At 30.1% G+C, this 12,011-nt stretch carries 13 protein-coding genes and 1 tRNA gene; 9 read left to right on the top strand and 5 right to left on the bottom strand.

Translation table 11 applies throughout. From position 1 onward, the window contains the following. Nucleotides 1–85 precede the first annotated feature (85 nt). The 7 genes from IPK06_11695 to secG all read left to right on the top strand — a co-directional run bounded on the left by IPK06_11695 (nt 86) and on the right by secG (nt 5,689). Nucleotides 86–514 (top strand): hypothetical protein, encoded by a 429-nt coding sequence (locus IPK06_11695; protein MBK7980633.1) that lies wholly within the window; start codon nt 86–88, stop codon nt 512–514. Nucleotides 515–533: 19 nt separating this feature from the next. Beyond that, complete coding sequence (locus IPK06_11690; GenBank protein MBK7980632.1) at nt 534–959, top strand: STAS domain-containing protein; 426 nt, start codon at nt 534–536, stop codon at nt 957–959. 191 nt (nt 960–1,150) lie between these two features. After that, nucleotides 1,151–3,205: a hypothetical protein gene (locus tag IPK06_11685; GenBank protein ID MBK7980631.1), complete on the top strand. Its 2,055-nt coding sequence runs from the start codon at nt 1,151–1,153 to the stop codon at nt 3,203–3,205. 7 nt (nt 3,206–3,212) lie between these two features. Further along, nucleotides 3,213–4,199, top strand: coding sequence for a GTPase ObgE (gene obgE / locus IPK06_11680; protein ID MBK7980630.1), 987 nt, complete (start codon nt 3,213–3,215; stop codon nt 4,197–4,199). Next, entirely contained in the window at nt 4,178–5,185 is a 1,008-nt protein-coding gene (locus IPK06_11675) for an iron ABC transporter permease (GenBank protein MBK7980629.1), read from the top strand. Before obgE ends, IPK06_11675 begins: the two co-directional genes overlap by 22 nt. 61 nt (nt 5,186–5,246) lie before the next feature. Next, a tRNA-Met gene (locus tag IPK06_11670) sits at nt 5,247–5,320 on the top strand. 18 nt (nt 5,321–5,338) lie between these two features. Further along, nucleotides 5,339–5,689 carry a preprotein translocase subunit SecG gene (gene secG / locus IPK06_11665; protein MBK7980628.1) on the top strand — a complete coding sequence of 117 codons (351 nt, stop codon included), beginning with the start codon at nt 5,339–5,341 and terminating at the stop codon, nt 5,687–5,689. A 35-nt stretch (nt 5,690–5,724) separates the two neighbouring features. Here secG and dacB read toward each other — a convergent pair whose 3' ends face one another. After that, nucleotides 5,725–7,119: a D-alanyl-D-alanine carboxypeptidase/D-alanyl-D-alanine-endopeptidase gene (gene dacB, locus IPK06_11660; GenBank protein MBK7980627.1), complete on the bottom strand. Its 1,395-nt coding sequence runs from the start codon at nt 7,117–7,119 to the stop codon at nt 5,725–5,727. A gap of 139 nt (nt 7,120–7,258) precedes the next feature. Between dacB and IPK06_11655 the strand changes: the two genes are divergently transcribed. After that, complete coding sequence (locus tag IPK06_11655; protein ID MBK7980626.1) at nt 7,259–8,080, top strand: TIGR00730 family Rossman fold protein; 822 nt, start codon at nt 7,259–7,261, stop codon at nt 8,078–8,080. Nucleotides 8,081–8,107: 27 nt separating this feature from the next. On the opposite strand, the gene rpsU is transcribed toward IPK06_11655, so the two are convergent. Together rpsU and IPK06_11645 are read right to left on the bottom strand one after the other, a co-directional pair. Beyond that, entirely contained in the window at nt 8,108–8,305 is a 198-nt protein-coding gene (gene rpsU / locus IPK06_11650; protein ID MBK7980625.1) for a 30S ribosomal protein S21, read from the bottom strand. 92 nt (nt 8,306–8,397) lie between these two features. Continuing rightward, nucleotides 8,398–9,852, bottom strand: a complete 1,455-nt coding sequence (locus IPK06_11645) for a peptidase M14 (GenBank protein ID MBK7980624.1) — start codon at nt 9,850–9,852, stop codon at nt 8,398–8,400. Between the two features lie 119 nt (nt 9,853–9,971). Between IPK06_11645 and IPK06_11640 the strand changes: the two genes are divergently transcribed. Then, nucleotides 9,972–10,748 (top strand): ParA family protein, encoded by a 777-nt coding sequence (locus tag IPK06_11640; GenBank protein MBK7980623.1) that lies wholly within the window; start codon nt 9,972–9,974, stop codon nt 10,746–10,748. Here the strand turns inward: IPK06_11640 and IPK06_11635 are convergent. Together IPK06_11635 and IPK06_11630 are read right to left on the bottom strand one after the other, a co-directional pair. Then, nucleotides 10,745–11,134: an STAS domain-containing protein gene (locus IPK06_11635; protein MBK7980622.1), complete on the bottom strand. Its 390-nt coding sequence runs from the start codon at nt 11,132–11,134 to the stop codon at nt 10,745–10,747. The genes IPK06_11640 and IPK06_11635 overlap by 4 nt on opposite strands. 115 nt (nt 11,135–11,249) lie before the next feature. Then, the gene (locus IPK06_11630; protein MBK7980621.1) at nt 11,250–11,894 is read right to left on the bottom strand and encodes a hypothetical protein; all 645 of its coding nucleotides are present in this window, start codon (nt 11,892–11,894) and stop codon (nt 11,250–11,252) included. Nucleotides 11,895–12,011 lie beyond the last annotated feature (117 nt).

The raw sequence follows: 12,011 nt of genomic DNA, 5'->3' as shown, positions 1-12,011 counted from the left end.
GTTTGACACAGAACACAGCAGTCTAAATTTTATCCACCTAATTAGTATCAAAAATATACAAACTTTATCTCGCAAGGGGGAAATGGTGGAATCAAAAAAAAGTGCATATATTGTTTTGTTTTTTATTGTTGTGGGAATTGCCTTTTTAATTTTTGCAAGCTATGAAACCGGTTATAAAAAATCAAAAAATAGTTTAGGCTCGTTACTTATGACGATGAGAATGGACAGTAATTTTGTTTATTCCGGACTTTATGAAGAAATGCCGGATAATGTTAGAAAAACAGTTCAATTCTATTCGGCTGATAGTCCTACAGTAGTTAATAACGTTAAAATTTTTGCCGAAGTAAAGTATATAATGGTCGGAAATGAAGTAATAAATGTTGATAACGGCGCAATTTGGAATTTAATCAAAAATGAAAAAATTTTTAAGAGAAGATTTAAAGAAAAAGATGATGATAAAAAATCAGAACCAAAGAATAAAAAAGTTCCAAATAGTCAGTTAGCTTTAAAATAATTATCAAAAGGAAATAAAAATGAATAATGAAACATTAAAGACTTTGAATAAAAATAATGTAATTCTTGGCAAAGATTTCTTTATTTCAAATAAAAGAAATCATTATAGAAATATATTTGATGTTAAAACCCAGAATGCGATTATTATGGTAAATAATGAGCGCGCGACTGTAAACGAAGTAACCGATTTTTCGGATTATATTTCTAAAATAATTGACGAAGGCAAAACGAAAATAATTATCGATTTTGAAAACGTCTATTTCATGGATTCAATATTTTTCGGGACATTGGTTAAGTATCTTAAAATTGTTAACAAAAAAAGCGGCTATATTAAACTTATAGTTGATTTTAAGAGCAAACCACAATTGTTGTCATTAAGTACGTTTGAAGGAATTTTTGAAATATATCCAAATTTATTTGATGCTTTAAATACTTCCTACAATTAAAAGTTTCTTTTTCGGGTCGGGCAAAGCCATAATGCTCTCTCCTAAAGATCATTTTGTCCGATCCTCGATTTTTTTCTCATATCAAGTCGCAAAAATCAAATCATTTGTTCTATTTTTATAATTATCATATATTACAATTCAAATTCTGCAGTTTTACTTTTTTTGCCAAATTATAACTTTGGAAGAGTGTTATGCTTCAAAAAGAAATTCAAAATATTATTTCTTTTAATTTTGCAAAGATTAAAGATCTTAACGATAGATTTCAATTATATGATTTACAAAATGCCAAAGTGCATCCTGCAATTGTAAAATATATTTTGAGTACAATAGATTACCAGATTCAGAAAGAAAAAAAATTTATTCAGAAAAATTCGAAATTTGATTACTCCGGTGAAAAAATTGAAAAACTTTTTAAGTTAATTTCAAAAGAAGTAAAAAAGGAAAAAGAATTTTCATCTGCATTTATAAAAGTTCTCATCGAAGAAGCTGTGAAGTTTAACGTTGGTTATTTAACAAAACCGAATAGTACTTTAACTAATTTTGTTTTTGAAGATAATAAGGAACTTCCTTATGACGAAATATTTTCGAAACTTAAATTTGTTTATTACTATAAATACATTGTAAAATTAGTTCTGTTATTTTTAGAGAAGAAAAAAGTTAAAACAATTTCACGAAAAGAATTTGCGCATTTGCTGAACAAGATAGAACAAGTTACTAAAAAAAATCATCTTCAAAATTTGATAAATAGCTCGTTAAATTCGATAGTGAATTTCTTTGATCAGACAAATTCAGAACAATCTCATTTGCCTTTTGACGCAGTTCAAATGTTTTTGGAAGATAAAGAATTAAGCAATTTTTCGCAAAGGCTTCAACTCAAATATGAACTTGAGAAACCTGACACATTGAACTTTACCGATATTGAAAATTTATTTAAGTCGGATTTTGACGGAATTGAAATTTCAGTATCTGAAACAAGAAAATTAGCTGATGATAAAATTCGTCTCGATGAAATTAATTTTTCTGAAAATCAAGAAAGTAGTTTTGACAGATTTACTTTGAAAAACCAAAATCCCATAGTAGCTGAAAGTGAAGTTGAAACATATGATGAATACAATATATCTGAAGAAGCTGAAATTCCTAAACCTGAGAGCGCTGAAAATTTAAATGTAATAGAGGAAAAACCTGAAGTAAGCGGCATCTTGAATTCGCAAAAATCTGAAGAAAATGAAAATGTTAAAGTTGAAAAGAATACTGCAACCGGCAGTGTATCTGAAATTGAAATTCAGAATGAAGAAGAAACTTCAATTGATATACTAAGTATTGATGAAAAACCGGATGTAAAAAAACTTATAAAGAATTTAATCGATGTGAATAATATTTACGATTCTTTGATTAAAAAAAACTTACCATTTGAAAATTTTAAAATTCAAGATAATATCAGCTTAACTGAAAATGTAAATGCAATAAATCTTCAAATTGATGTATCAAATATAAGCGAAGAAATTATTGTTGATATCCCATCTGAAGAAGAATATATCGGAATTATTAATGATAGACATATTGATTTAGTAGAATATAATGATGAAGAAGTAGAATTGCTTAATTCGGAACAGCAGCCTGTAATTGAAAATGATATAAATGAAAAAGTTATTGACGAAATTGAAAATGAAATTGCCGAAGAAAATTTTGATTTAAACAACTCAATTGATGAAATTATAAATGATAGTCAGAATGAAGAGGAGTTTCAAGAGTATAATACAAATATAAGTATAAATGAACTGGACAACGACGAAAAGCAAAAACTGGAAAATTTATTGGATGAAAAAAAATTAAAACTAAGTGATAATGATGAAATTACCGAAGTTTTTTCCGACTTGAATTATTTAGAAAATTCGGAAAATGACGAAAAGAATTTGGAAATTATAAATAAAATTGAACAATCCGATTTAATCGGAAATATTAATTACAGAGAAGAAATGGATAATACTGAAGATGAGGTAAAAGTTATTTACTCTACGTTCAACGAACTGATTTCTTCAAGAAATATGTCAAATATTATTGAAACTATTTTTGATTACGACATGGAAGATTTCTATGGAATTGCGGGTAAAATTTCCAATGCGTTTAATGAAAAAGAGGCTTTGGAATTGACCAATGATTACTGTAAAAATAATCATGTGGATATATTTCATAATGATGTAATTGTGTTTAAAACTTATATAACCGAGTATTTTTCCCAATCCTAATAAGATCATGTTTATAGATTACGCCGAAATATTAGTTAAAGCCGGAAACGGCGGAAACGGTTCCGTATCATTTAGAAGGGAAAAGTATGTCCCTAAAGGCGGTCCTAGCGGCGGGAACGGCGGAAAAGGCGGCGATGTAATTATTAAGGTCGATAACAATTTACACACTTTGTTAGATTTAAGGTATAAAAAGAAATATAACGCCGAAGACGGCAATAATGGTGAAAATTCTCTAAAGGATGGGAAAAGCGGTATTGATTTAATAATTAAGGTACCAAAAGGAACTTTAATAATTGATAAAACTGATGATAGAATAATTGCCGATCTAAACGAAGATAATTCTGAAATTAGAATTGCAAAAGGCGGAAAAGGCGGAAAAGGAAACAGTAATTTTGCAACTTCAACCAACCAGGCTCCGCGTTACGCGGAAAAAGGGAAACCCGGAGAAGAACTAAGTATTGCTCTTGAACTGAAACTTGTAGCCGATGTTGGTCTTGTTGGATTTCCAAACGCCGGAAAATCTACTCTTATTTCTACAATTTCTTCGGCACGACCTAAAATAGCGGATTATCCATTTACAACTTTAAAACCCAATTTAGGAATTGTTAAATACAAAGATTTTAAAAGTTTTACGGTTGCAGATATTCCCGGAATAATTGAAGGCGCTCATCTTGGTAAAGGTCTTGGTCATGAGTTTTTAAAGCACATAGAACGAACCGCAATACTTTTTATTTTGATCGATTCAACATCTGAAAATATTCCTAAAGATTATAAAATTTTATTAAGCGAATTAAACAGTTACAGTAAAATTTTAGCTGAGAAAAAGAAAATTATTGGAATATCCAAAATAGATTTGTTGGATGAGAAGAAAATTGATAGTTTGAAAAAGAAACTAAAGAAAAAGTTTACTGAAGAGATATTTTTTTTCTCATCAGCCGCAAATATAAATATTACGCAATTGATTGACGTATTATGGTCAAATTTAAACCGCTAAATAAATTTTCACTTTTCATTCAAATTTTATTTTTTGCCGCTGTAACCGTTGTTGTGGGATTTATAAGTTTAACAATCGGATCAGTGGATATAGGTATTACTGAAGCATTTAAAATAATTTTTGGAAGTTCAACTGACGATAAATTAAGTCAAATCATTTTTCAAATCAGACTGCCGAGAATTTTATTCGCGATATTTGTCGGCGGCGGACTGTCTATTTCCGGTGCTGTTTTTCAATCTATTTTGATGAATCCTTTAGCTGAACCGTATATTTTAGGAATTTCAAGCGGCGGAACTTTTGGAGCAGTTTTGGCAATTTTAATTGGTGCAGCATTTATTGGGACACAAATTCTTGCGTTTTGCGGTGCCATATTAGTAATGTTCCTAGTATTTTTTTTAGGCAGAAGGTTCGGCGAAATTAGCGGCAATACACTTCTTCTTTCCGGTGTTATGATTGGAGCATTTTTTTCTGCGGCTATTTTACTTTTTGTAATACTTTTGGATAATTCGCTTAGAACCGCAGTTTTTTGGATGATTGGAAGTCTTTCTTTCGCAAATTCCGGAAATTTAACTATTGTTATTTTTGTTGTATCAGTTTCTTCAATTTACCTTTCAATAAATTCCAACGTATTTAATATTCTTTCTTTAGGTGATGAAACCGCAAAAAGTTTGGGAATTAACGCAAAACGTCAAAAAACATTAGCCTACTTTATATCAAGTATTTTGATTGGGACAGTTGTTTCCGTCAGCGGGATAATTGGGTTTGTAGGACTTACAATTCCACACATTTGCCGTTTAATTTGGGGTTACGATAATCGAATAATAATTCCACTTTCATTTTTTATTGGCGCAATTTATTTAACAATATCGGATACAATTGCCAGAACAGTGATTACTCCATCCGAACTACCGGTTGGTGCAATTACTGCATTAATTGGAGCACCGATTTTTATTTTTTTATTAAAACGAAGTCCGCATATTTTATAATTTGTTTACTTGAAAAATGAAGTTTATTTCAATATTTTTAATGTTCTGTTAAAAACAATGTGGCGAGGTAGCTCAGTAGGTTAGAGCAGTGGAATCATAATCCACGTGTCGGGGGTTCGAATCCCTCCCTCGCTACAAAAATTTGAGGAAAATATGTATACGTTATTAATTACACTATCAATAATTATTTCAATTATTTTGGTTATTGTCGTTCTTTTACAAGCAAGTAAGGGTGATGGTCTATCGGGTACAATTGGCGGTGCCGCAGGTGGATTTGGAACTGTTTTCGGCGCTAGAAGAACCGCAGATTTTTTAAGTAAAGCTACTTGGTGGTTAGGCGGCGCTTTAATTGTTTTATCGATTGTTATAAATTTGTTTTTTCTTCCTGGACAATCAACATCAAGCGAAAGAGAAAGTATAATTCAAAGTTCGGGAGCTAAAAATGTTCCAGCAACAACAACTTTACCACCTGCAAGTACAAATAAAACTCCTGAATCTAAATAAAATTTTTTTTATGGGGAAAATTTATTTTCCCCTTTTTATTTTGACAGCTCAAATATAATTCTATCTTCTACATTTTTATAATAAAAAGAACTTTTATCTTTGTATTCCATTATTATACTCACAATATAATCAGTATTGTCAATACTTTTTAAATAACCGGAAAGCGCGGTAACTCCATTTAAAGTTCCGGTCTTGCCTCTAAAATTGTTTTCCAAATATTGAAAATTACTTCTGGATCTTAAAGTTCCGTCAATTCCATAAATTGAAAGAGAACCGTAAAAATTATTAAAATAAGTTTTATCCTTGTAAATTTTATAAAGCAGTCTAGAAATAGATCCGGTTGTAATTGTATTAAATCTGGATATGCCTGATCCATCAACAACTGCTGTCTGATTGTCAATTACATTATCGGCGGCAAATGTAGTTAATACTGCTTGAGTCGCGTAAAAGGAATTTCCCTGCTCGCCGCTGAAAAATGCGCCGACCGCCTTAAATAAACATTCGGCAAGATAGTTATTGCTATGCTTGTTTATAAGTGAAATAAGTTCATTTATTGGAATTCCGTTTGAAGCTATTTCATTTAAGTTTAATTGGGAACGACCTATTTTAGCTTTCCCTTTAACTTCAATCCCATTTTTCATCAGCTTTTCTTTCAGCAGAAGAGCAAAAAATAATGTTGGATTATCAATATCAATTACAAAACTGCTCTGCGACTTCTTTTTTCTTAAGCCGCCTGAAATTGTTAGTTCGAAATTATCATCATTGCTTTGAATTTTAAAAGAAGGATTCGTGCGCAATTTTGTAACCTTAGCTTTCATATTCACATTAATAAATGGTGCTTCAGGTCTTATTGAATAATTTAATTTACTTCCAACTTTACCGTTGGAATTTAACGAAACAATTATTTGATTTTTATTTATAACAAGTGCAGAAATAGGTGGAAGTTTAACATTTGCTTTTTCATCTTCAATCCATTCGTCTCGATGATATAGGCTGTCGTAATAGAAACCATCGGCAAGAATATCTCCGGTAATTTCGTTAATTCCCAAGTCTTTAAGTTTTAATATCATTGTATCAAGATCATTTTCAGTAAATACAGAGTTACCGTATCCTTTTACATAAAGATTGCCGTCAATTCTTGAATCGTAAATATCCAAATCTTCTGTTAAAAACTTTGTCTCAAAAATGTGATCATTTCCCATTAAATAAAGAGCTGTTGCAGTTGTAAATAATTTGGTGTTTGATGCCGGTATCATTGGAACCGAATCATTTTTACTATATAATATTTTACCGGTATTTGCATTTGTAATGTTTATTGATAGTTTTGTTGAAGCCGGAATTTCTGAAATTATCTGCTGAATTTTTTTCAGTGATTGACTAAAACAAGAAGTTGTTACTAGAAGTAAAAGAACAGTAAAAAATTTTTTCATGTCGCTCAAAAAAGTGTTCGGAAAAATAGTAAAATTCATTTACATTATTATTTTTTTACATTAAGAAAAATTAAAAGTTCTTTAATTAGTAAATATATTTTTATATTTGTCTTAAATATCTGAAAATGTGGAACCGTATATGAGTAAAAACAATCTCCCAACCAAAGCTTACAGAAATATTGATTTTCTAACTTCCAAAGATGCCAGAAGTATTAGAATATTATCGGAATTTTTAGAACCAAAATCGAGATTTAATAAATTAAATATTGTTGATACAGTTGTGTTTTTTGGTTCGGCAAGACTAAAATCCGCGAGAGAATCAAAAACCTTGCTTCGTGATTTTGTTAAAAATACAAAAAAGGAAAGTAAAGATTATGCAAAAAAACTTGCCAAATTGGAAAATCTCGTTAAAATGTCGAAATATTATGAAGATGCGGTTCTACTTTCCGAAAAGTTGACAAAATGGTCTATGGGTTTAACAACAAATAAAAAAAGATTTATTATTTGTTCGGGCGGCGGACCGGGAATAATGGAAGCAGCAAACAAAGGCGCCAAAATTGCCGGAGGCGAATCAATCGGATTGAATATCAGCATTCCTTATGAGCAGTTTGTAAATAAATATGTAAAAAAGGAATTGGCTTTTGAATTTCATTACTTTTTTATGAGAAAATTCTGGTTTGCGTATTTAGCAAAAGCTTTAATTGTTTTTCCCGGAGGTTTTGGAACGGTTGATGAGTTTATGGAAATTTTAACTTTAGTGCAAACAGGAAAAATTAAAAAAGATATGAAAGTAATTGTCTACGACGAAAATTATTGGAAAAAAATGATAAATTTTGAAGCGTTTATCGAACATGGAATGATAGAGGAAAAAGATTTGAAATTATTCGATTTTTGTAATTCTGTGGATGAAGCTTTTAATAAAATTGTAATTTATTTTGAGAAATATTATTTGAATAAATAAAAAATCCAGCATTTGCTGGATTTATATTTAAGCTTGATTCTTCAAGTTCTCTTTGTAAGCGCGTCTTTTTGCTTTAATTCTTTCCATTCTTTTTTCAATCGAAGGCTTTGTAAAGAAAGTTCTTTTTTTGAATTCTTTTAACACACCGGATCTTTCATATTTTTTCTTAAATCTCTTTAATGCTCTATCGATGTTTTCGTTTTCCGAAATATTAATTCCAACCAAGTAAATTCACCTGCCTTCGTTTTTGGTATTTTTTTAAGTTTAAAAAAATGTGAACCTTAAAATAAGTAGAAAATTAGTTTTTTCAAATAATATTAATCGAAAATTATTCCGTTCCCTAAAGTTTTAATTCCGCTCTCTAAATTGTAAACAAACCCGTTTATAACGTTAAAAGATAATTTTCCGTCTTTCCAAATGGTGAAAGTCGCATTTTTTAAATAACCCGGTTTAAGGTCGATATTTTTTTCATCAATAAAAATATTTAAAGGCAATTTTGTAATATCTAAATTCTTGGGTAGGCTGTTGACTTTTATAAAACCCACACCGTTTTTAATCAATTCAGTAAAATTAAGCTTTTCTAAATCCTGATCTGCCGAGGAAAATACTTGAGAACTTTTGATTTCGAAACCGGAAAGATTCAATTCCTCATATCCATGGAAAATAGAAAGGTCGCCCCAATCTTCAATTGAACTTTTATAAAAACCTGATCTTGATTTATCAAACTGCTCTTCGTTATTAATGCCTACATCAATCAAATAATTATTCCCATTGTTAGCAACCGTAAGATTTTTAAGCAAAACATCGAAAAGTAATTTGTCGTTAAAAGGGATTAGGTGATATTTTTCTATATCGGCATTTTCAAAATTTTTATCAGCAATTGAAAACAAGCCGCTTAATATTGAAATATAATTTAATTTCCTAATGAATTGTTTTTCCGGATCATTTTTCCAGCCGCCTGATTCAATTAAAACTGAGCCCGTTCCCCATTTTACAAAATTATCACCAAACGCGCGAGGTTCAAAATCATCGTTATATTTTGCTATATGTCCGGGTATAAATTTATTTAGCGTTTCCGTTATACAAACAATCAGTTTCATAGTATTTGCTCTAACTTCATTAACGTCTTTTTCATAATTAAATGCCGGTGCAAGAAATGAAAGTGTAGCCGAATTATAGCTTCTTCCTGAAGAATATCTTGTATTTTGATCATGTAAATTAAATGCAAATTTTGGGCAAATGCTGTCTCTAACAGTTTTCAAAATTTGCGATTCCGGAAATTGAAGTCGAAGCGCGTCTCTATTAATGTCAATATCCAATGCGTTTCTTCGTTTAAATTTTTCAGCGCCGTCCGGGTTTAACATAGGAATAAAATAAACAGTTAAATTATCTAAAACTTGCTTTCGAATATTATTTAAATCATCATCCGCCCCGAAAAAATTAAAAATATCGAATAATGCCATTGTTGCTGTTGATTCATCGCCGTGCATTTGTGACCAAAGCAAAACTTTAGTTTTTCCTTTTCCAACGGAAACTAAATAAATGTTTTTACCCTCCGTTGATTTCCCGGCAATTTTGATTTTAAGCTTTTTGTTTGATTTTAATTTTTCAATTGCAGACCGCAATGTTTGATGTGAAAAATTTTTCTTATCAAAATAAGGTGATTTATATTTAGAGTAATTTTCGAAAACGATTTGATCATTGTTCATTTGAGCTATTCCTGAATCAATTAAAATTACAAATAAAATAATTAAAGTTAAAATCAGTTTCATAAAAATATTCCCTAATAAAGTTTCAATTATAATCGAATTTAGATTATATAAATAATAGAAATATTATTTTTTAAATTACTTGAAATTTTTCTTTAAATTAGAAAATAAATTTTTGATATATGGGAAAAATAATTTCTATAACGACACCTAAAGGCGGTGAAGGAAAAACCACTACCGCTGTTAATTTGGCGGTTGCATTCGCCCAAAAAGGGAAACGTACGTTATTAATTGATCTTGATCCTTCGGGACAATGTGCTCCTACTTTAGGAATTAAGTTATCGCAAATAACCGGTGATTTATTTGATGTATTTACTTTTAACAAGGCATTTAAAAGTGTAATCCATAAAACATTTGAGAATAATTTGGATTTTGTTCCAATGCGGCAGCTTGATTATGCTTCGGAAGTTAAACTTTCTAAAATTACTTCGGATGAATTAATTCTTAAAAATATATTGGATTCGGAAATTTATTCTTATAATTATATAATTTTTGATTGTCCACCATCTTTAATTGGAACAACAACAAATATTTTAATGATTGCCGATTCAGTTATTATTCCCGTTAGAACCGCGCGTTATTCCCTAAATGAAGTAGTTAGAGTTATGCGGCATATAGAATTGGTAAAAAGCAAATACAATTCCAAATTGAAAATTGAAGGTATTTTATTGACAATGTACGAGCCGCATACAAGGGCTGGATTTTACACGAAAAAAGTTTTAATGAAGGAATTTCCCAACTATTTGTTTCATTACGTAATTCCAAAAAATGTTGAAGTTTCCGAATCAACATTTCATAATAAACCAATTTTAATTTTCAATCCTGAAGCAAAAGCTTCATTAGCTTATAAAAATTTAGCCGATGAACTTATCAGCAGAAATTCCGTATTTGCGATTTAAGAAATTGTTGCAGCTTCTATATCAGAATGAATATCAAATATCTTATCGAGCTTGGTAATTTTGAAAATTGTCAATTGCCTCATGTCTTTAACAACAATATCTACTTTTGATTTGTAAGTTTTATTGAATGCTATAATTGCGCTTAAAAATGTAGAATCAATAAATGAACAAACGCTTAAATCGAATATTACTTTATTTCCATAATTATTTTCAAAAACTTTGAGAAAATCTTTAAAGAATTCCGATTCGTTTGCCGTTGCTCTAAGTAAATTTACATGAACAATTGTATTTTGATTTATTTCGGTTTTTGTGAACATATTTGTTGAATTTTGTGAAATCCACGGTTGACTTAAAAATTCTTTTCTTTCGAATAAATTGGTTTCCATTTTGTCTCCTTTCCTAAAGATCTATACACCAATTTATTGAATAAAAAGATACGAGCTGTGATTAAAATCATAAGATGCGGATGAATATGTACCTAAATTTTTACGAATTGCGTTTTTAATACATTATCCCAATATTTATGGTTAAGGAAACCTGTTGAACATTTTTCTTGAATTTGTCATAATATTGTTCAATTCCTTCGCCAAATAATTGATTGATATAATAGCGAATATTAATACCGGTAAGATTATTTACGTTTGTGCCGAAATTAGCGCCGAATCCAACGTAACCGCCAATTCCATATTTTGCATGAGCATAGGCTAACGACTTGAAAAATTCCTTTTCCGCCGGCGAAGTAATAAACATTGTGGGACCAAAAGCAATTGAAACGTAAGGACGCAAATTATCCGTAAGAGATTTAGGAAAAAGTCTGTACTGCAGTCCAAAATTTAAAGGAAGAAGGTACAATCTGTTTTTTTTACCGTATATTGGTAGCGGATACCCAAAAATATCATAGCGTTCAATTTCTCTTTCATCTTTTGATTCGGAAACCGAAAAATCAGTAAAAACCGTTAAAACGTTGGTTAAGTTATATCTGTAAAATCCGCCAAAACCAAAACCGCCTTCGCCAATCATTAAATCCATTCCCACAGCGTTGACGGGAAATTCAATATTTGGTTTTTCATCGTTAAGCTGACCGATTTTTTGCGAATAATTTGTCAAAAATGGAATAATTAGTAAAATCAAAAAATATTTTTTCATCGTTTTCTCAAAATTGCTTACTTTTTAAAATATATAATTAATTGGAAAAATCAATACAATAATAATACAATAGAAAATCAAAAATCCATGCAAATTTTGGGGACAATATGGCAGTAA

The organism is Ignavibacteriota bacterium, from assembly GCA_016713565.1.
Taxonomy (GTDB): domain Bacteria; phylum Bacteroidota; class Ignavibacteria; order Ignavibacteriales; family Melioribacteraceae.
Note: the sequence above shows the minus strand (reverse complement) of the source record. Positions and strands in the feature narration are given on the sequence as shown.